This is a genomic window from Streptomyces coerulescens (genome assembly GCF_042657965.1).
GTDB classification, from domain to species: Bacteria; Actinomycetota; Actinomycetes; order Streptomycetales; family Streptomycetaceae; genus Streptomyces; species Streptomyces coerulescens.
Genome location: NZ_JBHSKM010000002.1, coordinates 412,355 through 437,231, shown reverse-complemented (window position 1 = coordinate 437,231; position 24,877 = coordinate 412,355). Strand labels below are relative to the sequence as shown.

The window sequence follows — 24,877 nt, the reverse complement described above, 5'->3', positions numbered from 1 at the left end:
TCACTCAGGACCGCCGGGTGGTCGCGCGCAGTCCGTGGTACCAGCCGAGCACCCGGCGCTCGACCAGCTGGAACACGACGGAGAGCAGGAAGCCGAGCAGACCGAGGACGAGGATCCCGGTCCACATGTCGGGGACGGCGAAACTGCGCTGGAACTGGACCACGGTGAAGCCGATGCCGTTGTTCGCGGCGAACATCTCGCTGATGACCATCAGGATGATGCCGATCGACAGCGCCTGGCGCAGCCCGGCGAAGATCTGCGGACCGGCGGAGGGCAGCACCAGATGGCGCAGCCGGGCCACGCCCGTGACTCCGTACGAACGGGCCGTCTCCAGCATCACCGAGTCGACCGCGCGCACACCCTCCACGGTGTTGAGCAGGATGGGCCACACGCAGCCGCTCGCGATCACGACGATCTTCATGGTGTCGCCGATGCCCGCGAACAGCATGATGACCGGCACCAGCACGGGCGGCGGCACCGCCCGCAGGAACTCGAGCACCGGCTCGCACACCGCGCGCACGGACCGGTAGGAGCCGATCACCGTGCCGAGCGCGACGCCGACCACGGCGGCGAGCGCATAGCCGGCCAGGAGGCGCAGCAGGCTCGGGACGACGTCCGTGCGCAGCCGGTCGGCGGTCCAGACGTCCGGGAAGGTGTCGAGGATCGTCCGCAGCGGAGGCCAGAAGGGGTCGGTGCTCCCGGCCGACGCCGCCCACCACACGGCGACCAGCACCAGGGGCAGCGCGACGACGAACAGCGCCCTGAGCAGCAGACGCCCGATCACACCGCCACCTCCCCACGCACCGACTGATGCCACGCAAGCGCCCACCGCTCCACCGTGCGCGCGCCGACGTTGATGATCAGCCCGAGCAGCCCCGCGACCACGATGAGGGCGTACATCTCCGGCACCGCCTGCGAGGTCTGCGCCACCGCGATCTGTCGGCCCAACCCCGGTGCGCCGATGACGAGTTCGGCGGTGATGGCGAGGATCAGCGCCACCGCGGCGGCCAGCCGCACACCGGTCATGACGTACGGCAGCGCGGTCGGCCACAGCACATGGCGGACGCGCGCCCAGGTGCCGAGGCCGTATGAGCGTGCCGTCTCCTCGGCGACCGGGTCGACGTCCTGGACGCCGTACAGGGTCTGGATCAGCACCTGCCAGAAGGAGGCGTAGACCACGAGGAGGAGGACCGAGCGCAGTTCGGTGCCGTACAGCAGCACTGCCAGGGGGATCAGCGCGACCGACGGGATCGGGCGCAGGAACTCGATCGTGGAAGCCGTCACCGCGCGGAGGTACGGCACGACGGAGACGAGGACCCCCGCGACGACGCCGGCGCACACCGCGATGGCGAGGCCCAGTGCCCAGCCGGTGAGGGTGTCGCCGAGGGCCTGCCAGAACGCGGTGTCGGAGAGTTCGTCGCCGAGGGCCGAGGCGATACGGCTGGTCGGCGGGAAGTACGCCTCCTTGACCAGACCGAGCCGCGGCACCGCCTCGCCCAGGGCGAGGAAGGCCGCGAGCCCGGCGGCACCGAGTGCGGCGTTCACGCCCTTCACGGCAGCAGCGCGTCCAGGTCGGGCGTCTTCTTGAAGAGGCCGTCCGTCTCGCCGAGCTTCATCAGGGCCTCGATGGAGGGGCGGTTCGGCTCGGCCGGCCACTTCGGCAGGGTGACCTTCGCCAGCACGTCCGCCGGGATCTTCGTGTAGGTCGTGATGATCTGCCGGGCCTCGTCGGGATGGGCCTCGGCGTAGGCGAGGGACTCGGCGGTGGCGTCCTGGAAATTCTTCACCACCTCCGGGTTCTGCTGCGCGTACTGCGTGGAGGCGAAGTACATCGCCACGGTGAGGTCCGGCGCGACCTCCACCAGGGGCGAGGAGATCTCCACGCCGCCCTGGCTCTTGATGGTGGCGGTCGCCGGCTCCACCACCATGGCGGCGTCGATCTGGCCCTGGTCGAGGGCGGCGGGCATCTGGTCGAAGGCCAGCTCGACGAAGTTCACCTTGTCCGGGTCGCCCCCGGCCTTGCGCACCGACTCGCGGACGGCGGTCTCGTTGATGTTCTTCAGCGTGTTGATGGCGACCTTCTTGCCCTCCAGAGCCTCGGGGGACTTGAGGGGGCTGCCCTTCTTGACCATGAGGGCGCCGAAGTCCTTGCCCGCCTCGCCGGTCGAGGCGATGCCGTTGGCGACCGCCTTCACGGGGACGCCGTTGGACTGGGCCACCATCAGGGACGTCACATTGCTGAACCCGAACTGGAACTGACCGCTCGCCACCCCGGGCACGATCGCCGCACCGCCCTGGGCGATGCTGAACTCCAGCTTCAGGCCCTGCTTCTCGAAGAAGCCCTTCTTCTGGCCGAGGTACAGCGGCGCGACATCGACGATCGGAATCAGCCCGACCTTGACGGTGGTGACCCCTCCGGACGACGCCTCCGCATCCGACGAACCGCTGTCGGACGAGCCACAGGCCGTCGCGGCGAGCAGCAGGGCGCCGGTGGCGAGACCGGCGGACAGACGACGCATGGCTCCTCCTGTACAGACAACGTGCAACGGTGTTCCGACAGGTTGTGCGCAAGGCGCACAGTAGTGCGCGAGGTTGCTCAGCGGGAAGGTAGAAGCCTCAAACGCATCCGGTCAATGGGTTCACCAAGGTTCGGTGACAACATTGTTGACACTTTTCTCTTTCTGGAGGTGGCGATGTCCGACGAAGCCCGCGCACCGCACTTCGTGAAGTCCTTCGAGCGTGGCCTCGCCGTCATCCGCTGCTTCGACGCCGACCATCCCGCGCGCACCCTCAGCGAGGTCGCCCACACCTGTGACCTGACCCGCGCCGCCGCGCGCCGACTGCTGCTGACCCTCGCGGACCTCGGCTATGTCCACCAGGACGGCCGCCTCTTCCGCCTCACCCCACGCGTGCTGGAACTCGGCTATTCCTACCTGGCCGGATACACCCTGCCCCAGATCGCCGAGCCGCATCTGGAACAACTCGTCGCACAGGTGAGGGAGTCGTCGTCGCTGTGCGTCCTCGACGGCGACGACATCGTGTACGTCGCCCGGGTGGCGACCCGCCGCATCATGACGGCGTCCATCACGGTCGGCACCCGCTTCCCGGCGTATGTGACCTCGGTGGGCCGGGTGATCCTGGCGCACCGGCCGGAGGAGGAGGTCGAAGTGCGGCTGGGGCGGGCCGAGTTGAAGCCGCTGACCGCGCGCACCCTCACCACGCCGGACGCCCTGCGGGCGGAGCTGCGCCGCGTCCGCCGGCAGGGCTACGCCCTCGTCGACCAGGAACTGGAGGAGGGACTGAGGTCGGTCGCCGCCCCGGTGCGGGACCGGGGCGGCGAGGTGGTCGCGGCCGTCAACATCGCGGTGCACGCCGGCCGCAACACGGTCGACTCCGTACGCCGTGACCTGCTGCCGCCGCTTCTGGAGACCGTCGCCCGCATCGAGGCCGACCTGCGGATCACAGATCCAGGACCAGCCGCTTCCCCCGGCAGCGGGACACGCAGATCATCATCGTCTCGCCCCTCTCCTGCTCCTCCCGCGTGAGCACGGAGTCCCGGTGGTCCGGGGTGCCGTCGAGCACGTCGGTCTCGCAGGTCCCGCAGGTGCCCTCGGTGCAGGAGTAGAGCACCTCGATGCCCGCCGCCCGCACGGTGTCCAGCACGGAGACCCCGGGCGCGACCGTGAGCGTGCGCCCGCTCTGGGTGAGCTCGACCTCGAACTCGGCCTGTTGGTCAGCGGGTCGACCCTTCGGCTGAAACCGTTCGACGTGCAGTATCCCGGCCGGGCAGCGCTCCTCGACGGCGTCGAGCAGCGGACCGGGACCGCAGCAGTAGACGAGCGTGCCGTCGGGGAGGTCGTCGAGCACCGGGGCGAGGTCCAGCAGCCCGGACTCGTCCTGCGGGACGACGGTGACCCGGTCGCCGTACCGCTCCAACTCCCCCCTGAACGCCATGGACCGGCGCGTTCGCCCGCCGTACAGCAGGGTCCATTCGGCGCGCGCCGCCTCGGCCGCCGCCAGCATCGGCAGGATCGGGGTGATGCCGATGCCGCCCGCGATGAAGCGGTAACGGGGAGCGGGCTCCAGCCGGAAGTGATTGCGCGGCCCGCGTACCCGCACCTTGTCGCCGTGCCCCAACTGCCCGTGCACGTGGGCGGATCCGCCGCGCCCGGCCGGCTCCCGCAGCACGGCGATCCGCCAGGCGCCGCGGTCCGCCGGGTCACCGCACAGCGAGTACTGCCGCTCCAGCTCCGGCCCGAGGACGACGTCGATGTGGGCGCCGGGCTCCCAGGCGGGGAGCTGCCCGCCGAGCGGGTGACGGAGGGTGAGGGCGAGGACGCCGTCGGCGGCGAACTCCCTGCTGCTGACGACGAGTTCGGCTTCGTACACGACATTCATGAGTCGGTTCCTCGCGGCTCGTGTCCTTGTGGGTGGGCGAGCATCCACTCCCACATCTCGACCGGGTCCTGCGCGGTGTGCTCACGACCGCAGTGGCAGGTGCCGTGCAGGATGTCGGTGCCCGGCAGCCAGTCGATGCGGTAGACCTCGCGGGTCGGTCCGGTGCTCACAGGACCTTCTCCACGGGCTTGTCGCCCTCCTCGACCAGCCGGGCGAGGATACGGCGGGCGGCCAGGCCGCCGGTGTCGATGTTGATGCTCAGCTCCTGGTAGCCGTGCCGCTCGGTGCCGAGGGTCCGCTGAAGCAGGTTCAGGGCGTTGACGTCCTGCATGACCACGGTGTGGTTGTTGGCGCGCAGGAACTCGGTGACCTCGTCGTCGTCCGTCGCCCAGTCCCTCGAGACCGCCCAGAAGTCGTACACCTTGCCGTCGCCGGAGGGCGTGATGGCGTAGGTGACCTCGGTGTGGAAGCCGCCCGGGTCGCTGCCGTCCGGCTCGGGCACCACACCGACCGGCGCGACACGGCTGTGCAGCAGATACAGACAGGGCGCGTGGTACTCGATGTCCTGCCAGCGGGTGATCCGGCCCTCGATACCGGTCGAACTGGCGTAGAACGGCGGGCACTCGGCGTCGTCCATGTGCCGGCTCACCCGCACGAGCCCGGCGCCCTCGTCGACCTCCGTGGTGATCGGTGTCTCGGCGACCTCGGGGGTGCCGATGTAGCCGCCGTGGAGATAGGTCTCGTGGGAGAGGTCGAGGAGGTTGTCGACGAGGAGGCCGTAGTCGCAGTCGATGGGCTCCATGCCGCGGACGGTGACCCAGCCGGGGGAGTCCAGGTGCCGGGCCCGCGGGATGGTCTGCGGGTCGGCGAGCGCCGGGTCGCCGATCCAGACCCAGATCAGGGAGTCCTGCTCGACGACCGGGTACGAGGCGACGCGCGCCGTGCGCGGAACACGCTTCTGCCCCGGCACGTACACGCACGTCCCCGTCGTGTCGTACGTGAACCCGTGATACCCGCACACGATCCGGTCACCGTCCAGCCGGGTCGGCGCCTCGGACAGCGGGTAGCGGCGGTGCACACACCGGTCGTGCAGCACGACCGGCGTCCCCTCCTCCTCGGTCCGATACAGCACGAGCGTCTCACCGAGAATCGTCCGACCGAGCAACTCCCGCCCGACCTCATGGCTGTAGGCGGCGACGTACCACTGGTTCCTGGCGAAGGCGGTGGTGTGAGGCATGGCGTTCCCGTCCCTGAGAGCGGGGCCTCGTCGCCCCGCGTGCCGTGGTTGCACCCAGCGTCCTGACGGCTGTGGCTGTCGCGCAAGGCGACTTCTGTCAGACGGAAGCGTCGCTGCGAAAGAGCTGGTCAGGGCCTTGTCGTGCGTCCTGCTTGTCACTGGCAGGGGCTGCGGACCACCCCGCTGTGTGGATCACTCCTGAGGCGTCCGCTGATGGATGCGGCGAACACGTGTGATCGCGGCGCCGCCACGAATGTCTGAATGGCAAGCATTTGTTGGTGAACGCTCCAATTCCTTGCCGGTTCATGGATCAGTCCGCGTGGGGAGAAGTGGACGCCTGCATGGAACGGCTGCTGGTGTCGTCTCAGAAGTGGGTGGGGCAGCGGGACAGGCAAGTTGAGGCGGTCAGGCCCTGGCACGCCTCAGGCTGGGTGCTGCGCCTCTATGACCCGCCGCGGTGCCTGTCTATGGCACATATGGAGATGGGATCGAGTGCAGCGTGGCCGGTATGGACTTCAAGCTGCACTCCTCGGGCGTCTCGATCTACGTCGAGCGGCTGTCCGCGTCCGACGTTGAACTGACCTCTTACGAGGCGCAGGACAGCCCCTGGCACGCTGAGGCGTCGCGTGAGATCTTCCTCAGCCGGCCAAGCCATACTTTGGGATCCCGAGGTCTGCGGATGCTCGTGCGCCTCGCCTCAGGCGTTACCTGCAGCCGGTTGGAAGTTCCCTTCGGCGGCTTGGCTTTCGTGGTCGATGGTGTCCCTCGTCGCGCACCCCCAAGGGTGAGTACCGCTCCCTGAACAGGAGGCGGGCCACCGCGTAGCTCTCTTTGGTGACGCCCAGTTCAACCACGAGTAGTGCACGATGGCCCTGTTGCCCGTTTGAGCGTTGTTGCCGCCGGGGGGTGGTCCCTCGCCCTGGATGGAGGTCCCGCCACCACCTGGCTTTCGGCGTCGGCCGCCACCGCTGCCCGGGTGCATCCCCGGCGCGCACGGAGGAGGCGGTGGCCTTGCGGGCCGCAGCACACAGACTTCCGGACATCCGACCGGTCGCCGAGATGGCGGATCCACCCATGCTCGGCCTGCTGTCCTTCAGAGCGCCATGAAAGTGCAAGTGGAACGGGCGTAGCCGGCGCGGCAGTGGCGACCTCCGCCGTAGGGACGGAGAGGCCGGTCAGTCGAGGGTGAGAAGGCCGGCTTCGACGACGGCTCGGCCGAAGGGGCCGGCGAGTTCGGCGAGGCGTTCGCAATCGGCGTCACCCAGGGCGGCGTAGGCGGGAAGGGCCAGGCGGTCGGTGCGGTCCTCGATGTGCCGACGCAGGAGTACGCCTTGCGGGCTGAGGGAGCCGCCGTCGAGGAGACCCCGCTTGGCCAGACGCTCCTGGGTGTCGGCCCACTCCTCCTCGGGCCACGCACGGCTCGCCTTGAGGAATTTGACGGGAACGTCACCGGTCGCGGCATGCAGAACCAGGGCCTCCAGGCCACCGACGCCCTCGCTCAGCAGGCACGCGACATGGCCGTCCCCACGGAACTCCCGGAGCAGTGTCTGGGCATGCCACAGCCGCAGTACCGGATCCTCCGGCCAAGGCAGTGCGGCATGCGCGGCGAACAGCGGGCGGCCCTGCGCGTGTTCGCAGGCCGCCTCGGCGGCCCGGCGGGTCAGCGCCAGTACCTCGTCCAGGTCGGGCAACTTGTGAATTCCCGCGCGCCGCAGGGCTTCGCCGACCGCGGCGTACCGCGCGTCCAGCACCTGCTGCGGCGTCGTCACGTCCCAGGCCCCGTCGAGCGCCTGCCGTACGAGATCGGGGTTGAAGTTGTAGAACGTGGCGATGACCAGCTCGGGGGATGCCTGGCCGAACGCGGCGCCACGGGAGGCGAAGTATCCGGCGCGTCCGCTCAGCCCGAGGTCCGCGTACCTCCGCCTCGCTTCGGGGACGAAGTAGATCATGCCGTGCAGGGGCTCAAGCCCGCGCCAGGCCGCGCGCGCTGCCTTCATGGGTCACCTCTTCGGAGAGTCGGCGAACGGGGTATGCGCTGCGGTTCCGCACTAGCCGTGCGCTCGCAGGTGTTCGAGCAGCAGGCGGCCCAGGGTTTCGGGCGCCTCGTCGGGGACCCAGTGGCTGACGTTCTGGAGGGTCTCGAAGCGGTACGGCCCGCTGACCCACCGCTCGGTCCCCTGCGCGGGCGCCGGGCCGAAGGCGCTGTCGTTCGTGCTCCAGATGTACAGCGTGGGCACGTCGATGCTTCCGATCTTGCCGTCGGGGCGGCCGGCCCGATACCAGTTCAGCGCGGCGGTGAGAGCGCCCGGCCGGGACAGGTGCCGTACATACGCCTCGGCGCTGTCCTTCGGGACCTTTCCGGCGTAGAGGGCGCGAAGGAGCTGGGCATCGTTGGCCAGCATGCGCTCCTCGGTCGCGGGTGTCTCGCGCCAGTCGATCATGTAGTGCGAGCGGCTGCGCTGGTCCTCGTCGGTGCGCAGGGCGGTGGCCAGAGCGGCGGGATGCGGTGTCGAGACAACCGTCAGGGTGCGTACGCGGCCGGGGTGGGCGTCAGCGGTCCACCAGGCCACCGCACCTCCCCAGTCGTGGCCGACCAGGTCGAACGCCGCCCAGCCCAGCTCCTCCGTGATCGCGACCACGTCGTCGACGAGAAGACTCATGCGATAGTCCTCGGGCCGCCGGGGGCGGGCGCCGGGGGAGTACCCACGCTGGTCGGGGGCCACCACTCGGTAGCCCTGCTCGGCCAATGCGGCGATCTGCCGTTGCCACACCAGTCCCGTCTGCGGGAAGCCGTGCAGCAGCAGCACCGGGCGGCCCTCGGGCGGACCCGCCACGATCGCGTCGAACACGCCCGTACCGGTGGAGATGCTCAGCTCGGTCACGATCCACCTCTCCATACCAACTGGTCGGTAGCCTTCAAGTGGGCGAACGCGATGTCAAGACCGCGAGCGAGCCGGCCCTCGCGTTGCCCCGGGCGTCCGGGAGAGAGATTGGTTGAACATGACGCCGGATTCAACTATAACCAGGGGTCCGGAGGACAGCGCCCGTACTCCCTGCGGCCGTGGCTCATGTCATCGGTCACAGGGGAGACGGCCAACGAGCCCTCACCGCGCCGTAGTTGGCCCGGGATGGACCGCACCAACAGGAGACAGTGAGGCGACATGAGGGAAGCAGTCATCGTTTCGACGGCACGCACGCCGATCGGGAAGGCCTACCGCGGCGCGTTCAACGACACCCAGACGCAGGAACTCGCCGCCCATGCCCTTTCTCACGCCGTACAGCGCGCCGGGCTGGAGGGAGGCGAGGTCGAGGACGTGATCTTCGGCTGCGCCGTGCAGCAGGGGGCGTCCGGTTTCAACGTCGCGCGTCAGGCCGCGCTCCGTGCCGGACTTCCGGACACCGTGTCGGGGATGACGATCGACCGGCAGTGCTCGTCGGGCCTGATGGCCATCGCGACGGCCGCCAAGCAGATCGTCGCGGACAGCATGCAGGTCGCGGTCGGCGGCGGCGTCGAGTCGATCTCCCTAGTGCAGAACGAACAGATGAACACCCACCGGATGACAGACCCCTGGCTGGTCGAGCACAAGCCGAGCATCTACCTGCCGATGCTGCAGACGGCGGAGATCGTCGCCGAACGCTATGGCGTGAGCCGGGAACGCCAGGATGAGTTCGCTCTGCTGTCACAGCAGCGCACCGCGGCGGCGCAGGAGGCCGGCCGGTTCGACCGGGAGATCGTCGCGCTCGACAGCGTCAAGAAGGTCCTCGACAAGCAGTCCGGGGAGGTCCGGGACGAGAAGGTCACGCTGACCCGGGACGAGGGCAACCGCGCCTCGACCACGCTCGAAGGCCTGGCCGGACTGGCGCCGGTGCTGCCCGACGGCCAGGTGAGCGCCCATTCCAGCGTGACGGCGGGCAACTCCTCTCAGCTGTCGGACGGGGCTTCGGCGTCGGTGTTGATGGAGTCGGGGGAGGCCGAGCGCCGCGGACTGGAACCGCTGGGCGTCTACCGGGGCATGGCGGTCGCCGGTTGCGGGCCCGACGAGATGGGCATCGGGCCGGTGTTCGCCATTCCGAAGCTGCTCAAGCAGCACAACCTCACCATCGACGACATCGGTCTGTGGGAACTCAACGAGGCGTTCGCCTCCCAAGCCTTGTACTGCCGCGACGAACTGCACATCGACCCGGAGCGGTTCAACGTCAACGGCGGCGCGATCTCGGTCGGTCATCCCTACGGAATGACCGGTGCCCGGCTGGTGGGACATGCCCTCATCGAGGGCAAGCGCCGGGGCGTGCGTTATGTGGTCATCTCGATGTGCGTCGGCGGCGGAATGGGCGCTGCCGGACTGTTCGAGGTCGCCTGAGCTCGGCGTCTCTTCCGGATTCAAGCCAACTACGAGAGAGGCGCGGACATCGTGTCGAACGCAGTGGAAAAGACCCGAACCGCCGTCCTGGTGGACTTCGGCGGGGTCATCACGTCGAGTGTGCTGCAGGCGTTCACCGACTTCGGCGCCTCCCTCGGCGGCGACCCGCGCCTGCCGCTGGACCTCCTCGGCCGGGACCAGCCGTCACGCACGCTCCTGGCCGACCACGAGTGCGGCCGGATCGACGCCGATGCCTTCGAGCGAGGATTCGCCGAGCGGCTCCGCGTCCATGGCGCCGACGTACCGGCCGAGGGGCTCACGGCGCGGATGCAGGCGGGCATGTCGATCGACAAGAACATGCTTGCCCTGCTCGGTGATCTTCGAGCCGCGGGCCATCCCGTCGCGCTGGTGTCCAATTCGTTCGGCACCGGCACCTACGACGGTGTCGATCTCGCCGCCCTCGCCGACGTGGTCGTCATCTCCTCCCTGGTAGGGATCCGCAAGCCCTCCCGACGGATCTACGCGATCGCATGCGAACGGCTCGGTGTCGCCCCCGAGGAGGCAGTCATGATCGACGACCTTCAGCAGAACCTCGACGGAGCGGCGCGCATCGGAATCGACGGCGTACTGCACACCAGCGCCGCCGACACCCGCCGCCAACTCGCCGAACGCTTCGGAATCAGCGCCTGACCGATCGACCGAGCCAACCGACCCGGCGAGGAGAACAACCGCACCGTCACCTGCACATATCCCGGAAGGTACCGCCCATGACCAGCGCTTTCGATCCAGTGTGCCGTCACGCGGCCACCACACCCGACCACCTCGCGCTGCGCGGCGCCGAGGATGAGTGGACCTACCTTCGGCTGCGCGAGGCGAGCGTGCGGTACGCGGGCGCCTTGGCCGCCGCGGGGCTCTCACCCGGGGACCGGGTGCTGCTCGCAGCGCCGTCGGTGCCCGAGTTCGTGGTGGCCTACCTCGGGATCCAGGCCGCGGGCTGCGTCGTGGTGCCGGTCAACACGATGTCCACCCGGGCCGAGGTCGAGTACGTACTCGGCGACGCCGGGTGCTCACTGGCGATCGCATGGCACACCCTCGGCCCGGCCGCCGCGGACGCGGCCGCGGCACTTGCCGTGCCCTTCTGGACGCTGACCCCGGGCGCGTCGGTCACCGATGCGGCCCCGGCCCGTGTGGTCGACCGGGACCGCGACGAGACCGCGGCCATCCTGTACACCTCGGGCACCACGGGGCGGCCGAAGGGGGCCCAACTCACCATCGGGAACCTGCTGTCCGCCGGGGAGATCGGCGCCCAGTGCAGTCGGGCGACGGGCGCCGACCGCATCGGCACCGGACTCCCGCTGTTCCATGTGTTCGGCCAGGCATCGGTCATGATGGCTGCCCTGACGGTGGGCGCCTCGATGTCGTTGCTGGCCCGCTTCGATCCGGCGTCGATGCTGGAGATGCTGCGCCGCGACAGGCTCACGATCATGGCCGGCGTACCGACCATGTGGAACGCGCTGCTGCACTCGGCGGGCGATGCGAACCCTGCGGACTTCGCCCAACTCCGTGTCGCCGTGTCCGGCGGCGCTTCGCTGCCCGGGGAGATCGCCCGGGCCTTCGAGGCCCGCTTCGGCTGCACGATCCTCGAAGGGTACGGGCTCACCGAGACCACCGCGTTCGGCACCTTCAACGACATCGAGTGCGGCGGCAAGACCGGGTACACCGGCAGGGCGGTCCCACTGGTACAGGTCCGGGTGCGTGACGACAACGGCGACGAGTGCCCGCCGGGTGCCGTGGGCGAGGTCCACATCAAGGGGCCCACAGTGATGCGCGGCTACTGGAACCGCCCCGCGGACACCGCCGCGGTCCTCTCCTCCGACGGCTGGTTCCGCACCGGCGACCTCGGTGAAACCGACACGGACGGCGACCTGCGCATCGTCGACCGCATCAAGGACCTGATCATCCGCGGCGGTTACAACGTCTATCCAGGTGAGGTCGAGGAAGTCCTCTACGAGCATCCGGACATCGTCGAGGCAGCCGTGATCGGCGTGCCCGACGAGCACTACGGCGAGGAGGTCGCCGCGCTCGTCGCCATCCGGCCCGGGGCCGAGCTCGCGGCAGCCGAGGTGTCGGGGTGGGCGCGAGAGCGGCTGTCCGCCTACAAGATCCCGCGCATCGTCCGGTTCGTCGACGCGTTGCCCAAGGGCCCGACCGGGAAGATCCTCAAGCGGTCCATCGACCGCACCGGTCTGACCCGCGACAGCACGTCCGGCGAGGTCGCACCCCCTGCTGAACAACCCTTCTCCGCCGGACGCAGTTTGTGACCATGGCGTCGGACTCAAGTACAGTTTCCGCGATGGACACCACCGCGCCCGAGGAGATCGACGGCGAGAAGGCACCCCCCATGGCGCCTCTCTCGCACCTTCGCGAGCCGCCCACGACGAAGCGCGGAGCGCGGACCCGGGCCGCTCTGGTGAAGGCCGCGCGAAAGGTGTTCGAACGGGACGGCTACCTCGACACCCGCCTGACCGACATCACCAAAGAGGCGCAGTGCGCGGCGGGATCGTTCTACACCTACTTCGCCAACAAGGAAGAGGTGCTTGCCGCCGTCCTCCTGGAGGCGCAGGAGGACATGCTGCATCCCGGCATGGCCCGGGTGGCGGGTACCGACGATCCGTATGCGGTGCTTGAGGCGAGCAATCGCGCGTATCTCCAGGCGTACAAGCGCAATGCGAAGCTGATGGCACTGCTTGAGCAGGTCGCGCAAGTGGAGCCGGAGTTCCGTGCGTTCCGAAGCCTGCGTGCCGACGCGTTCATCCGCCGCAATGCCCGCGGAATCGCCGACCTGCAGGCGAGGGGTGTCGCAGACCGTGCCGTCGATCCGATGCTGGCCTCACGTGCGCTGTCGGGCATGGTCAGCGTCATGGCCTACAACGCCTTCGTGCTCGGCGAGCAGCAGGAAGAAGGCACGCCGGTGGACTTCGAGGAACTCGTGTCCACGGTGACCCGTCTCTGGGCGAACGCCCTGCGGTTCCCCGGCCACGGCTGATTCGGCGGCCTGATCCGGCGGAGGGTGCCTTGTCCCAGTCCGACGTGATGCGGCTGCTTGAGTCTCAGGGTGCTGTGCGAGCGCATCCTGCAGAGCTCATTGAGGCCGACGCAGCAGATCTGGAGTGAGACGGGGATATGTCAGCCGGTCAGGAACCACAGTTGGGATGTGGTTGCGTGTCCGCCGGGCATCTCCCGTAGGGGCGCAACATTGTCGTCGCCGTAGGTGGCCGTGACGGCGAGGTCCTCGTTGAGGTAGGGCACCAGGGCCCAGGTGGACGAACGTGCCGGCGTCGCCTCGGACCTCCGCGCAGTTGCCGGTGGTGGTGATCGTCCACTCGTAGACCGTCTCGCCCTGCGCTGTACGGGTCCACCACGGGCCCTCAGGGAGCGGCGGGTGCTGCCTGGGCGGGAGTGCTGAGCGCGAGGCCGATCAGCGCCGCGAGTGCGGCGCAGAGGGCCAGGATGCGCTGTCCGACGAGGATGTGCTGTCGAATCGGCAGGGTCATCGAGAGGTGCCCCTTCCTCTGAAGGCCACGGGTTGTCGCCCGCAGCGTCTTTGATCCAACCGCGGCTCCTTCCTGTTGGGGATCCCTCGCCCGAGTAAGACAGGCCTCTGACGTGCAGAAACGACCCTTCTCAGGGATGGGCTTCACGGCTCCCGGGGGCGGATCTTGCCGTCGTACGGGGCCGGCGACGGCCGGTGCGGTGACGGATCTCCAGCGGCTTCGTGGACCAGATCATCTTCCAGTGCGCGGGCGGGAAGTCCGCGAGCGCGGTGATATCCGTTGCGGCGCCGAGCGGCATCGCTTGAAGCCGGCGCCTTCGCCGGGCCGCGCCAAGGACGACGGTGCGCTGTCGCCGTCCGTCAGCCCGAGGAGTCAGCGGCCGTCTGTAGTGTCCGAAGCGGCCACATCGGGTCGGGCCGAGACAAGGCCATCGTTCGCCGGGTACTTCTCGAATGCTCCGTCCGCTTCTCCGTCCGCAGTTCAGTACGGGCTCTGCGCCTCCAGATATTGAACTTGACGTCGGATTCAATTATACAGGCCGGAAGGAGCACGACCCCGCCGCAGAGAGGGTTCGCTGTGAACGTTGAACAACGAGTCGCCATCGTCACCGGCGGTGGTGGCGGCATCGGCAGCGCGCTGGTCGCGCGGCTCGCTCGCGAGGGTGCGCGGGTCGTCGTCGCGGACCTTGACGCGGACAGCGCGCGGGCGGTGTCGGAGAGGGGCAACGCCGACCATCCGGGCAGCACCGTCAGCGCCGGCGCGGACGTGTCCGACACCGTGCAGATCCAGCAGCTGATCGCCCTGGCGGAGAGCAGTTTCGGCCCCGTCGACCTCTACTTCGCAAACGCGGGTATCGCGGGTGCGCCCGCTCTCGACGCGAGCGAGCGGGACTGGGACCTCTCCATCGACGTCAACCTGCGTGCTCACATCCGTGCGGCAAGGCTGCTGCTGCCGCGGTGGCTCAAGCGCGGGGAGGGCTACTTCGTCAGCACCGCCTCGGCGGCCGGGCTGCTCACACAGATCGGCTCCGCCACGTACGCCGTCACCAAGCACGCCGCCGTCGGCTTCGCCGAATGGCTGAGTGTGACGTACGGCGATCGCGGGGTGCGGGTCAGCTGTCTGTGCCCGATGGGGGTGAACACCCCGATGCTGTCCGCCGGGAAGGATTCCGGGGACGCGCTGGGCCGAGCGGCCACGCAAGCCGTCATGAACGCGGGCGACGTCCTGGAGCCGGACGACGTCGCCGACGCCGTCCTCGCCGCGGTCGCGGACGAGCGCTTCCTGATCCTGCCGCACCGAGAGGTGCTGGACATGTACCGGCAGAAGGGCGCGGACTACGACCGGTGGCTGCGCGGGATGCGCCGCTACCAGAGCTCCTTGCTGGAGCAGGCATGACCGGCACACCGGACGAGCTCGTCGTCGCCGAACATCGTGGTCCTGTACTGGTGCTGACGTTCAACCGGCCCGCCAAGCTGAACGCCTGGACCGATGAACTCGAAGACCGCTACTTCGCGCTCCTCGACGACGCCGAGGACGACCCGGACGTACGCGCTGTCGTGGTCACCGGCGCGGGGCGCGGATTCTGCGCCGGCGCCGACCTCCAGCAGCTGAAGGCGGTCGGTGAGATGGACGAGGCCCTCGCGGCGGACCGGGCGCGCCGCCGCCCGCGCGACATGCCGCTGACCCTGCGTAAACCGCTGATCGGCGCGGTCAACGGCGTGGCCGCGGGCCTGGGCATGGTGGAGGCGCTCTACTGCGACGTCCGCTTCGGCTCCACCTCGGCCCGGTTCACCACGGCGTTGGCGCAGCGTGGGCTCATCGCCGAGTACGGGATCTCCTGGCTGTTGCCCCGGCTGGTGGGGCACAGCCGGGCCACGGACCTGCTGCTGTCGGGTCGCATGGTGGACGCCGAGGAGGCCCTCCGTATCGGACTTCTTGACCACCTGGTCCCCACCGGCAACGTGGTCGATGCCGCTGTCGCCTACGCCGCCGACCTGGCGACGCGCTGCTCTCCGGGGTCCATGGCCACCATCAAGGGCCAACTGCACACCGACGCGGGCGGCACCTACGCCGACTCCGTGGCCCGGGCGGAGAGCCTCATGCTCCAGGCCTTCCGTGGGGCCGATGTCGTGGAAGGCGTGGCCGCCCACCTCGAAAAACGACCACCGAATTTTCCCTCCCTACCCCCTGTCAGGAGTGCAGATGTCCCTGTTTGAGACATCGGACCGTGCCAAGAAGTACCAGGCGGATCTGCTGGAGTTCATGGACTCGCACATCTACCCCGCCGAGTCGGTGTACCACGAGCAGATGCTCGCGTCCGGTGACCCCCACTTCCAACCCCCGATCCTCGAAGAGCTCAAGGCGGAGGCGCGGCGGCGTGGACTGTGGAACCTCTTCCACCCGCACCCGGATTGGGGGCCGGGGCTGACCAACCTCGAATACGCGCCGCTGGCGGAGATCATGGGGCGCAGTCACATCGCCTCCGAAGCGTGCAACTGCAACGCTCCCGACACCGGCAACATGGAGGTGCTCACGCTGTTCGGCAGCGACGAGCACAAGGAGAAGTACCTCAAGCCCCTGCTCGACGGGACGATGGCCTCGGCCTTCGCGATGACCGAGCCGCGGGTCGCCAGCTCCGACGCCACCAACATCGAGTTGCGGATGGAGCGCGACGGCGACGAGTACGTGCTCAACGGCCGCAAGTGGTTCGCCTCCAATGCGCTGCACCGCAACTGCAAGGTGCTCATCGTCATGGGGAAGACGGACCCCACCGCTGCCCCGCACCGGCAGCAGTCGATGATGGTCGTCCCGATCGACGCCCCCGGGATCACGGTGATGCGCGGTCTGCCGGTCTTCGGCTACCAGGACCGTGAGGGGCACGCCGAGATCGACTTCACCGATGTGCGGGTGCCTGCCAAGGACGTCCTCAAGGGCGAGGGCGAGGGGTTCGCGATCAGCCAGGCCCGGCTCGGTCCCGGTCGTATCCACCACTGCATGCGGTCCATCGGTGCGGCTGAGCGGGCGCTGGAGCTGATGTGCCGTCGGGCGCAGTCACGGGTGACCTTCGGCAGTCCGGTTGCCGAACGGTCCAACATCCAGGACTGGATCGCGGAAGCGCGTATCGACATCGAGATGATCCGTCTGCTGACGCTCAAGGCCGCGTATCTGATGGACACGGTCGGGAACAAGGAAGCACGCACGGAGATCGCGGCCATCAAGGTGGCCGCCCCGAACATCGCGTTGAAAATCGTCGACCGCGCGATCCAGGTGCATGGGGCAGCAGGAGTGACCGAGGACTTCCCCTTGGCGATGATGTACGCGGGGCTGCGGACACTGCGGCTGGCGGACGGCCCCGACGAGGTCCACAAGCGGGCCATCGCCAGGCACGAACTGCGGCAGTACCGCGACGCGGACACCGCGACGGCGAGCGGCACGGGCACCCCCGGCGGCCACAAGGCGCAGGTGAACTGAGATGAAGGGGCTCGATCTCACCGGTCGCACCGCTGTCGTCACGGGTGCCTCGCGCGGTATCGGGCTGGCGATCGCCCAGGCCGTCGCCGCCGCAGGCGGAAACGTCGTCCTCACATCCCGGTCCCAGGAGGCGGCGGACGCCGCGGCCGCCCAGGTCGGGGGCGCGGCGGTCGGCGTCGGTGCGCACTCGGTCGACGAAGAAGCGGCCCAGCGCTGTGTCGATCTGACGCTCGATCGCTTCGGAAGCCTGGACATCCTCGTCAACAACGCGGGGACCAACCCGGCTTTCGGGCCCGTCATCGACCAGGACCACGGCCGGTTCGCCAAGACCTTCGACGTGAACCTGTGGGCTCCCGTCCTGTGGACGGGGCTCGCCACGCGGGCCTGGATGGGCGAGCACGGTGGCGCCGTCGTCAACACCGCGTCGGTCGGGGGCATGGCCTTCGAGGCGAACATCGGGTTGTACAACGCGTCGAAGGCCGCGCTGATCCACCTCACGAAGCAACTGGCCCTGGAACTCTCGCCCAAGGTTCGGGTCAACGCGGTGGCACCAGGTGTGGTGCGCACGAAACTGGCCGAGGCTCTGTGGAAGGAGCACGAGCAGGCCGTATCCGCCGCTACGGCACTCGGGCGCATCGGGGAGCCTGACGACATAGCCTCGGCGGTCGCCTTTCTCGTCTCGGACGCCGCGAGTTGGATCACCGGCGGGACGATGGTGATCGACGGCGGCCAACTCCTCGGTGACGCGCTCCCGTTCAGGTAGGGAGCCGGCGGCGGTGCCATAGGCCGGACATCGGCGGATTCGACGCGCTGGCGGTGAGGTGCGGCTCACCGCCTCCGCGTCGATCTCCCCGCTGGGCGTTGCCGTCAGATGGATCAGGACGCCACACAGCTGCGCACGCCGGGTCGGCCCTGCAAGTGCGGTTCCCCGACGTGCTCGCCGGGTGGGCAGGTCATCTATGTGACGCACTCGCAAATGAGCTCACGATCGTGTCTGCTGGATCGGCAGGCGCACCCCGTATTTGGTCTTCCTGGCCCGAGGGCGGGACGAAATCAAACCACCGTGCGTGGTCTTGCTGAACAGCGACAAGTCCGGCAACGATGCGTCGTCGCGACTCCGTAAGCGCTCGGTCGGTCGGCGGTCCTTCATCCACTCCAAGTTCGTCCTCTCCGTCGGCCCGTGGGCGCATGGCGTCCGCCTGGCCATCGAACCCAGTGTTGTCGTCGAGGAGCCGGAAGATCTCATTGCGCGGGGTGAGCTTGGCCGTGGTCTCGCATTCGAGGCCGATGACGTGCTCGGCGTAGTGGCGGGCGGCTGCCGCGGCGACCGGGACGCCCGGACCGTTGAGGACGACGCTCAGCAGCGAGACCGCGTCACCCGGCGCGTACGGGGCTTCCTGCGCCATCACGCCGATGGTGTCATCGGAGATCGGGCCCGCATTCTCTTCCGTGAGATCGAGAAGGCACTGGAAGACACAGACGAAGGCGACGTTCGTCGGATGCAGCTCGCCGCCTTGCGATATCAGGAACGGCTTGCACGTCAGGACCGGCCGCAGGAACCGGCGACACCCGTCGAATTGCCAGCGGAGGCGGAACGGCAGTTCATCCGTGCGGTGCTGCCGGTTCCAGCTTGGCTGAAGGGCCGGGACGGGCGGCCCGAGGGCCACGGCCACCGAGTGATGCTCGACGCAGCGCACAATGCAATCGACAACGAGGAGGCTGGTCGCAGACTCCCCGCAGCGTACTGAAGCCGCGTCAGCCGAGCGAGCACCGTTCCGCTGCCTTGGACGGGGCGAGGTCGGGCGGGTAGCCCTTGGTGCGCGGGAATGAGTCGAGCGCTATGGCGAGGTCGGTGAGGTCGGATTGTGCGTCGAGAGCGTCAGCGAGTTCACGCGGCTGACGGACGTGGCGCGAGAGATCGGGCATGGGCGTGCTCCAGTCCGGCCGGCGACCCTACTCAAGGCTGAGCTGACGCATGTTGGTCTTCGTGAGCTCGACGATCTCGTCACCTCGTCCGGAGAGGATGGTGCGGGTGGCGAACAGGGTGAAACCCTTGATCTGCTCAAGAGTGAGCTTGGGGGGCAGCGACAGTTCCTGGCGCTCGGTGTGTACGTCGACCAGTGCGGGCCCGTCGTGGGCGAAGGCCGCCTGCAGCGCGTCCTCCAGCTCGTCGGCGCGCCGGACGCGGGACGCGTGCAGGCCGGCCGCGCGGGCCTGGGCGCCGAAATCGGGATTCTCCAGGCCGGTGCCGTAGGTGACCACACCTGCGGCCTTCATCTCCAACTCGACGAAAGCCAATGCGGAGTTGTTGAAGACGACGACTTTCACGGGGAGGTCCAGCTGCCGCAGCGTGATCAGTTCGCCGAGCAGCATCGCGAGGCCGCCGTCGCCCGCCAACGCGATCACCTGGCGGCCGGGATGACTGGCCTGAATGCCGATCGCGTGCGGCAGGGCATTGGCCATCGAACCGTGGTTGAAGGAACCGATGAGTCGCCGCTCGCCGTTCATCCGCAGATAGCGCGCCGCCCACACGGTCGGTGTGCCGACGTCGGCGGTGAAGGCCGCGTCACGCGCCGCCAGCCGGTCGACGGTCGCCGCGACGTGCTGCGGGTGCAGCGGAGAGTCGGTGGGCCTGGCTTCGGCCAGCCGGTCCAGGCGGGTCCGCACCCGCGCGTAGTGACGGCGCATCGTCCCCAGGAAGCTGTCGTCGTCCCGACGGTCGAGGAGGGGGAGGAGCGCCTGGGCGGTGTCCTTGACGGTCCCGACCAGTGGGACCTCCACCGGCGTACGACGGCCGATGTGCTCACCGCGCACGTCGACCTGCACGACGGACGCCTTCGGCGGATAGAACGAGCGGTACGGGAAGTCGGTGCCCAGCATCAGCAGGGCGTCGCAGTGCTCCATCGCCCGGTAGCCGGAGCTGTGGCCGATCAGTCCGGTCAGCCCCACGTCGTAGGGGTTGTCGTGCTCCAGGAACTCCTTGCCGCGCAGCGAGTGCACCATGGGCGCCCGCAGCGCCTCGGCCAGTGCGACGGCCTCGTCGTGGGCGCCGTCGCAGCCGGCACCGGCCAGGATCGTCACCCGCCCGGCCGAGTTCAGGACCCGTGCGGCGCGGGCCAGCGCGGTGTCGTCCGGCCGGATGTGGGACGAGGTCTTGAGCACCGGGTGCTGTGCCGGCCTGTCGGGCGCCGGCGCCAGGAACAGTTCGCCGGGGACGACCAGCACCGCCACTCCGCTGCGCTCAAGCGCGGCGCGGACGGCCATCCCCAGGAGCCAGGGCACCTGCTCCGGCATGCTCGCCAGTTCGCAGTACACGCTGCACTCGCGGAACAGCAGCTCCGGATGAGTCTCCTGGAAGTACTCGCTGCCGATCTGCTCCTGCGGAATGTGCGCGGCCACCGCGAGCACCGGGACCCGGCTGCGCTGTGCGTCGAACAGTCCGTTGATCAGGTGCAGGTTTCCCGGCCCGCAACTGCCGGCCGCGACCGCGAGACGCCCCGTCACACCCGCCTCGGCAGCGGCGGCGAACGCTGCGGCCTCCTCGTGCCGGACATGCCCCCAGGCGAGACCGCCGTCACGGCGCAGAGCGTCGGTGAAGCCGTTGAGGGAGTCGCCGGGCAGGCCGTACACCCGTCGCACCCCGGACGCCTTGAGCATGGAAACGATGAGGTCGGAGACCGTTTCGGCCATGATGTGACGTCCTCCTGAGGGTCAGGGCCCGGCCGCTGCACCGCCGGGCATCCGGTTGAACACGCTCACCGTCACCACCGCGTACGCGAGGTGGGGAACGATGTCGGAGACCCAGTCGGAGGCGGCCCAGGTCCGGGGGTCGGTCACCCCCAGTACCGTCATGGGACCGTTCGTGGCGACCAGCGCCCCCACCACGGCCACCGCGTACTGACTGCATCGAGCCGGCCGCCAACCGGCCGCGTGGACCAGCCCCAGCAGCACGCCCATCCCGGTCCCGGCCGCCAGACCCGTCAGCGCGCCCAGCGCCTCCACACGACTCTCCTCGGCCTGGCCCTCGCCGGGGATGCGCAGGTGAAGCCGCTGCGCGAGCTTGCGCACGGTCGTCTCGGGGGTGGAACTGGCCGGCCGGCCGCGCACCACCATGTCGCCGTAGGAGACCCCGTTGAGCGCCGTCGTACCCGCGGCGCCGGCGGCGGCCCCGTAGAGCAGAGGGCCCGTGACACACCCCATGGCAATCCCTCCAACCGCCCGCACGGGCGCCGGGCAGGCCCTGCAGCACCGGGCACCGCGCGATTCCACCCGTGGCCGGCCGCACGGACCCGCTCCCACCCCTCAGAATGCGTCGCCCGCGCATCCTCCGCCACGGGACGGCACACGCCGGCCACGCGCGCCACCGCCGCCCGGTCAGGCGGGGCTCGGAGTGCCTCCGCGGCCGTCCGGTCAGGGCCGGCTCCCTCGCCCGGCCGCGCGAGGGCTGACCCGGGACCCGGGACGCACCACCGGTCGCCGCCGCGTCCGGCTCAGCCCAGAGGCGGCTCGAACGTGATGCCCAGGTGCCTAAGGAGACCTTCCCGCTGCTCGGCCGTGGCCAGGACCATGAAGTCGTCGTCGAAGTGCGGGCCTTCCTGCTCGACACAGCGGAAGTCCCGGGGGTCGTCGTCGGGGCTGAGCGACTCGATCGCCATCCGCGCCGCTCCCATGTCGAGATAGTCGTTCGACTCCTGCTCGACGTCGAAGGAGAGCGGCTTGCCGTTGCACGAGAAGTGCATCGTGCCCAGGCCGCAGTCCTCGTCGTCCGGATAGGACTTCTCGAAGCGGTAGTCGGAGACCGTGACCTTGCCGCCGGTGAGCCTCGCGGCCTCGGCCAGGAGCCAGTCGTAGTGCTCGTCGGCGAAGTCGACGTCCTTGGAGTGGATGGACACGGCGACACCGAACGATTCGAGGGCGTCGGCGACTTCGTGACGTCTCTTGATCGGCTCGGTCGCGTAGGAGGCGGCCCCCTCCAGGACGCTCCGGGCCGTGTCCGCGGTGATCATTCCGAGGTCGGTGAGGACTTCGGCCATCCGTACATAGGTAATCGCCTGGGTGTTCGCCACACGGGCATCCTGCCAGGCGCATCGCTCCAGCGGCGTGCCGCCGAACATCGCGACCGTCAGGGAGTACGGGAACCCGATGCCCGCCGTCCGCACCCGGGGCGGGAACACCCCGGCGTTGACGGCCGCGCTGATCGACGTGAAGCCGGTCAGCAGCACCACGCCCGCGCACTGCACCAGCAGCAGCACCGCGAACGGGTCGCGAAGGGAGTGCAGCAGCGGGACGGTGAGCAGGGCGAAGCCGAGGCCGAAGAAGACAAGCAGCGGGCGGCGGCCGGTGGGGTCCCCCCGCGCGAGCTCGATTCGAGAGTGGGGGAGGTCCGAGAGCAGACCGCCGAGCGGCTGGAGCAGACCGAAGAAGGCCGGCGAGCGCGAACTCGCCGCCCACGGGCCGGCCTTGGAGAAGGCGGGTGCTCTTGGGGGAAGACCTCGGCCGCGATGTAGGTGGCGAGGAAAGTGTAGGCGTACCCGTCGTACCACTCCACGGCGTTGCCGACCGAGGCGGCGAGGAGCTGGCGTACGGGCCGGGAGCTCGGCAGAGAATCCGTGCGCGTCATCTCTGTCATGATCGCGACCATCCCCGTGCCCCGGCTCCGGCACACCTCACGTACCCGCGACTTTCACACGAGCGCCACCGGACCCTTCCCTGACGTTTGGTGCTCCTGGAACACTCCTTCCGCGCGCATTCCGTCACATGCCGTTCGGTCACATCACCCTCTAGGGGAAGAGGTCCCTCACTCATGCCCGAAGTCAATCGCCGCAGTTTCCTTCAAATCGCGGGCGCGACCACGGCGTTCACGGCTCTGTCGAGCAGCATCCAGCGGGCCGCCGCCCTTCCGGCGAACCACCGCACCGGGTCCATCGAGGATGTCGAGCACATCGTCGTCCTGATGCAGGAGAACCGTTCCTTCGACCACTACTTCGGCGCGCTGCGCGGCGTCCGCGGCTTCGGCGACCCGCGCCCGGTGGCCCACGACAACGGCAAGTCGATCTGGCACCAGTCGAACGGCACCAAGGACATCCTGCCGTTCCACCCGGACGCCGACGACCTCGGGATGCAGTTCCTGGAGGGCCTCCCGCACGGCTGGAACGACGGCCAGCAGGCCTACAACCGCGGCAAGTACGACAAGTGGATCCCCGCCAAGGGCACCACGACCATGGCGTACCTGACCCGTGAGGACATCCCCTTCCACTACGCCCTCGCCGACGCCTTCACGGTCTGCGACGCCTACCACTGCTCGTTCATCGGCTCCACCGACCCGAACCGCTACTACATGTGGACGGGATACACGGGCAACGACGGCAGCGGCGGCGGCCCGGTCCTCGGCAACGACGAGCTCGGCTACGGCTGGACGACCTACCCCGAGCGTCTGGAGCAGGCCGGTATCTCCTGGAAGATCTACCAGGACATCGGCGACGGCCTGGACGCGGCCGGCTCCTGGGGCTGGATCGAGGACGCCTACCGCGGCAACTACGGCGACAACTCGCTGCTGTACTTCAACAAGTACCGGGACGCCAAGCCCGGGGACCCCTGGTTCGACAAGGCCCGCACCGGCACCGACGCCAAGAGCGGCGAAGGCTACTTCGACCGGCTGAAGGCCGACGTCAAGGCCGGCCAGCTGCCGAAGATCTCCTGGATCGCCGCGCCCGAGGCGTTCTCCGAGCACTCCAACTGGCCCTCGAACTACGGCGCCTGGTACATCGCCCAGGTCCTGGACGCCCTCACCGCCAACCCGGAGGTCTGGTCCAAGACGGCCCTGTTCATCACCTTCGACGAGAACGACGGCTTCTTCGACCACGTCGTGCCGCCGCTGCCGCCGAAGGACGCCTCCCAGGGCAGGTCCACCGTCGACGTCTCGCTCGACCTCTACAAGGGCGACAGCAAGCGCCCGGCCGGCCCCTACGGCCTCGGTCCGCGGGTGCCGATGCTGGTCGTCTCACCGTGGAGCAAGGGCGGTTACGTCTGCTCCGAGACGCTCGACCACACCTCCATCCTGCGCTTCATGGAGGCCCGCTTCGGCGTCAAGGAGACCAATATCTCCCCCTGGCGCCGGGCCATCTGCGGCGACCTGACCTCCGCCTTCGACTTCTCCCGCAAGGACAGCCGACCGGCCGCCCTGCCGGAGACGGACGAGTACGAGCCGCAGGACCGCGAGCGTCACCCCGACTACAAGCCGACTCCGCCGGCCGCCGGCGACATGCCGAAGCAGGAGCGCGGTCTGCGTCCCGCGCGCCCGCTGAAGTACGCCCCGTACGTCGACGGTTCGGTGGACGCGGCGGCCGGCAAGTTCACGCTGTCCTTCGCCTCCGGCGCCAAGGCCGGTGCCTCCTTCCACATCACCTCCGGCAACCGCACGGACGGCCCGTGGATGTACACCACCGAGGCCGGCAAGGGCATCGCGGACACCTGGAACTCGGCGTACTCGAACGGCTCGTACGACCTGACCGTGCACGGCCCGGCCGGGTTCGTGCGCTACTTCAAGGGCTCGAACAAGCTCGCAGGACCCGAGGTCACCGCCCGCCACCAGGGCGACGACATCGAGCTGACCTTCACCAACAAGGGCACGAGCAGCGTCCGCCTCAAGATCGCCAACGGGTACGGCGGCCGCCCCTCGACGGTGACCGTGCGCCCCGGCGCCAAGGTGTGCCGCACGGTCGACCTCGCGTCGAGCCGGCGCTGGTACGACCTGACCGTCACCTCCGAGTCCGACCCGGCGTTCCTGCGGCGCTTCGCCGGGCACGTCGAGAACGGGCGGCCGGGCGTGAGCGACCCGGCGATCATCTCGGAGTAGC

Annotated in this window: 25 protein-coding genes and 1 pseudogene; 12 read left to right on the top strand and 14 right to left on the bottom strand. The window is 69.2% G+C overall.

Features of this window, described 5'->3' with window-relative positions; genetic code table 11:
* Positions 1-4 precede the first annotated feature (4 nt).
* The 3 genes from ACFPQ9_RS03530 to ACFPQ9_RS03520 are packed head-to-tail and all read right to left on the bottom strand — an operon-like array spanning position 5 to position 2,519.
* A complete protein-coding gene (locus ACFPQ9_RS03530; protein ID WP_380848375.1) occupies positions 5-781 on the bottom strand; it encodes an ABC transporter permease in 777 nt (258 codons plus the stop codon).
* The gene (locus ACFPQ9_RS03525; protein ID WP_380846286.1) at positions 781-1,554 is read right to left on the bottom strand and encodes an ABC transporter permease; all 774 of its coding nucleotides are present in this window, start codon (positions 1,552-1,554) and stop codon (positions 781-783) included. The genes ACFPQ9_RS03530 and ACFPQ9_RS03525 overlap by 1 nt, the downstream gene beginning before the upstream one ends.
* Positions 1,551-2,519 carry an ABC transporter substrate-binding protein gene (locus ACFPQ9_RS03520; protein WP_380846283.1) on the bottom strand — a complete coding sequence of 323 codons (969 nt, stop codon included), beginning with the start codon at positions 2,517-2,519 and terminating at the stop codon, positions 1,551-1,553. Before ACFPQ9_RS03520 ends, ACFPQ9_RS03525 begins: the two co-directional genes overlap by 4 nt.
* 174 nt (positions 2,520-2,693) lie before the next feature.
* Here ACFPQ9_RS03520 and ACFPQ9_RS03515 point away from each other — a divergent pair, with 174 nt between their 5' ends.
* Positions 2,694-3,545: an IclR family transcriptional regulator domain-containing protein gene (locus ACFPQ9_RS03515; RefSeq protein WP_380846280.1), complete on the top strand. Its 852-nt coding sequence runs from the start codon at positions 2,694-2,696 to the stop codon at positions 3,543-3,545.
* On the opposite strand, the gene ACFPQ9_RS03510 is transcribed toward ACFPQ9_RS03515, so the two are convergent.
* Genes ACFPQ9_RS03510 through ACFPQ9_RS03500 form a run of 3 tightly spaced genes read right to left on the bottom strand, consistent with a single transcriptional unit; the run spans position 3,460 to position 5,635 of the window.
* Positions 3,460-4,398 (bottom strand): PDR/VanB family oxidoreductase, encoded by a 939-nt coding sequence (locus ACFPQ9_RS03510; RefSeq protein ID WP_380846277.1) that lies wholly within the window; start codon positions 4,396-4,398, stop codon positions 3,460-3,462. The genes ACFPQ9_RS03515 and ACFPQ9_RS03510 overlap by 86 nt on opposite strands.
* Positions 4,395-4,568, bottom strand: a complete 174-nt coding sequence (locus ACFPQ9_RS03505) for a hypothetical protein (protein WP_380846274.1) — start codon at positions 4,566-4,568, stop codon at positions 4,395-4,397. The genes ACFPQ9_RS03510 and ACFPQ9_RS03505 overlap by 4 nt, the downstream gene beginning before the upstream one ends.
* The gene (locus tag ACFPQ9_RS03500) at positions 4,565-5,635 is read right to left on the bottom strand and encodes an aromatic ring-hydroxylating dioxygenase subunit alpha (protein ID WP_380846271.1); all 1,071 of its coding nucleotides are present in this window, start codon (positions 5,633-5,635) and stop codon (positions 4,565-4,567) included. The genes ACFPQ9_RS03505 and ACFPQ9_RS03500 overlap by 4 nt, the downstream gene beginning before the upstream one ends.
* Positions 5,636-6,143: 508 nt before the next feature.
* Between ACFPQ9_RS03500 and ACFPQ9_RS03495 the strand changes: the two genes are divergently transcribed.
* Complete coding sequence (locus ACFPQ9_RS03495) at positions 6,144-6,437, top strand: hypothetical protein (RefSeq protein ID WP_380846268.1); 294 nt, start codon at positions 6,144-6,146, stop codon at positions 6,435-6,437.
* A gap of 373 nt (positions 6,438-6,810) precedes the next feature.
* Here ACFPQ9_RS03495 and ACFPQ9_RS03490 read toward each other — a convergent pair whose 3' ends face one another.
* Both ACFPQ9_RS03490 and ACFPQ9_RS03485 read right to left on the bottom strand, forming a co-directional pair.
* Positions 6,811-7,632: an SCO6745 family protein gene (locus ACFPQ9_RS03490; RefSeq protein WP_380846265.1), complete on the bottom strand. Its 822-nt coding sequence runs from the start codon at positions 7,630-7,632 to the stop codon at positions 6,811-6,813.
* A 51-nt stretch (positions 7,633-7,683) separates the two neighbouring features.
* The gene (locus ACFPQ9_RS03485) at positions 7,684-8,517 is read right to left on the bottom strand and encodes an alpha/beta fold hydrolase (protein ID WP_380846262.1); all 834 of its coding nucleotides are present in this window, start codon (positions 8,515-8,517) and stop codon (positions 7,684-7,686) included.
* Between the two features lie 279 nt (positions 8,518-8,796).
* Here ACFPQ9_RS03485 and ACFPQ9_RS03480 point away from each other — a divergent pair, with 279 nt between their 5' ends.
* The 4 genes from ACFPQ9_RS03480 (at position 8,797) to ACFPQ9_RS03465 (ending at position 13,042) form a co-directional block, all read left to right on the top strand.
* Positions 8,797-9,996: an acetyl-CoA C-acyltransferase gene (locus tag ACFPQ9_RS03480; protein WP_380846259.1), complete on the top strand. Its 1,200-nt coding sequence runs from the start codon at positions 8,797-8,799 to the stop codon at positions 9,994-9,996.
* A 63-nt stretch (positions 9,997-10,059) separates the two neighbouring features.
* Positions 10,060-10,686 carry an HAD family hydrolase gene (locus ACFPQ9_RS03475; RefSeq protein ID WP_380846257.1) on the top strand — a complete coding sequence of 209 codons (627 nt, stop codon included), beginning with the start codon at positions 10,060-10,062 and terminating at the stop codon, positions 10,684-10,686.
* 77 nt (positions 10,687-10,763) lie between these two features.
* Positions 10,764-12,317, top strand: coding sequence for an AMP-binding protein (locus ACFPQ9_RS03470; RefSeq protein WP_380846254.1), 1,554 nt, complete (start codon positions 10,764-10,766; stop codon positions 12,315-12,317).
* A gap of 32 nt (positions 12,318-12,349) precedes the next feature.
* Positions 12,350-13,042 carry a TetR/AcrR family transcriptional regulator gene (locus tag ACFPQ9_RS03465; RefSeq protein WP_380846251.1) on the top strand — a complete coding sequence of 231 codons (693 nt, stop codon included), beginning with the start codon at positions 12,350-12,352 and terminating at the stop codon, positions 13,040-13,042.
* Between the two features lie 140 nt (positions 13,043-13,182).
* Here ACFPQ9_RS03465 and ACFPQ9_RS03460 read toward each other — a convergent pair whose 3' ends face one another.
* Both ACFPQ9_RS03460 and ACFPQ9_RS03455 read right to left on the bottom strand, forming a co-directional pair.
* Positions 13,183-13,305, bottom strand: coding sequence for a hypothetical protein (locus ACFPQ9_RS03460; protein ID WP_380846248.1), 123 nt, complete (start codon positions 13,303-13,305; stop codon positions 13,183-13,185).
* Positions 13,306-13,424: 119 nt separating this feature from the next.
* On the bottom strand, positions 13,425-13,550 hold the full coding sequence (locus ACFPQ9_RS03455; RefSeq protein WP_380846245.1) for a hypothetical protein: 126 nt from the start codon (positions 13,548-13,550) through the stop codon (positions 13,425-13,427).
* Between the two features lie 576 nt (positions 13,551-14,126).
* Between ACFPQ9_RS03455 and ACFPQ9_RS03450 the strand changes: the two genes are divergently transcribed.
* The 5 genes from ACFPQ9_RS03450 (at position 14,127) to ACFPQ9_RS03430 (ending at position 18,769) form a co-directional block, all read left to right on the top strand.
* On the top strand, positions 14,127-14,945 hold the full coding sequence (locus tag ACFPQ9_RS03450; RefSeq protein ID WP_380846242.1) for an SDR family oxidoreductase: 819 nt from the start codon (positions 14,127-14,129) through the stop codon (positions 14,943-14,945).
* Positions 14,942-15,766 (top strand): enoyl-CoA hydratase-related protein, encoded by an 825-nt coding sequence (locus tag ACFPQ9_RS03445; RefSeq protein ID WP_380846239.1) that lies wholly within the window; start codon positions 14,942-14,944, stop codon positions 15,764-15,766. Before ACFPQ9_RS03450 ends, ACFPQ9_RS03445 begins: the two co-directional genes overlap by 4 nt.
* Positions 15,753-17,021, top strand: a complete 1,269-nt coding sequence (locus ACFPQ9_RS03440; protein WP_380846236.1) for an acyl-CoA dehydrogenase family protein — start codon at positions 15,753-15,755, stop codon at positions 17,019-17,021. The genes ACFPQ9_RS03445 and ACFPQ9_RS03440 overlap by 14 nt, the downstream gene beginning before the upstream one ends.
* Before the next feature lies 1 nt (position 17,022).
* Complete coding sequence (locus ACFPQ9_RS03435) at positions 17,023-17,784, top strand: SDR family oxidoreductase (RefSeq protein ID WP_380846234.1); 762 nt, start codon at positions 17,023-17,025, stop codon at positions 17,782-17,784.
* A gap of 310 nt (positions 17,785-18,094) precedes the next feature.
* Complete coding sequence (locus ACFPQ9_RS03430; RefSeq protein WP_380846232.1) at positions 18,095-18,769, top strand: hypothetical protein; 675 nt, start codon at positions 18,095-18,097, stop codon at positions 18,767-18,769.
* 7 nt (positions 18,770-18,776) lie between these two features.
* On the opposite strand, the gene ACFPQ9_RS03425 is transcribed toward ACFPQ9_RS03430, so the two are convergent.
* The 4 genes and pseudogenes from ACFPQ9_RS03425 to ACFPQ9_RS03410 form a co-directional block, all read right to left on the bottom strand.
* Positions 18,777-18,947, bottom strand: a complete 171-nt coding sequence (locus tag ACFPQ9_RS03425; RefSeq protein WP_380846229.1) for a hypothetical protein — start codon at positions 18,945-18,947, stop codon at positions 18,777-18,779.
* A gap of 27 nt (positions 18,948-18,974) precedes the next feature.
* Entirely contained in the window at positions 18,975-20,711 is a 1,737-nt protein-coding gene (gene poxB, locus ACFPQ9_RS03420; protein WP_380846226.1) for a ubiquinone-dependent pyruvate dehydrogenase, read from the bottom strand.
* Positions 20,712-20,732: 21 nt separating this feature from the next.
* Entirely contained in the window at positions 20,733-21,221 is a 489-nt protein-coding gene (locus ACFPQ9_RS03415; RefSeq protein ID WP_380846223.1) for a hypothetical protein, read from the bottom strand.
* Between the two features lie 899 nt (positions 21,222-22,120).
* Positions 22,121-22,453: pseudogene (locus ACFPQ9_RS03410) on the bottom strand (hypothetical protein); the annotation flags it as partial.
* A 371-nt stretch (positions 22,454-22,824) separates the two neighbouring features.
* Here ACFPQ9_RS03410 and ACFPQ9_RS03405 point away from each other — a divergent pair.
* Positions 22,825-24,876: a phosphocholine-specific phospholipase C gene (locus tag ACFPQ9_RS03405; RefSeq protein WP_380846220.1), complete on the top strand. Its 2,052-nt coding sequence runs from the start codon at positions 22,825-22,827 to the stop codon at positions 24,874-24,876.
* The last annotated feature ends 1 nt before the right edge of the window (position 24,877 follow it).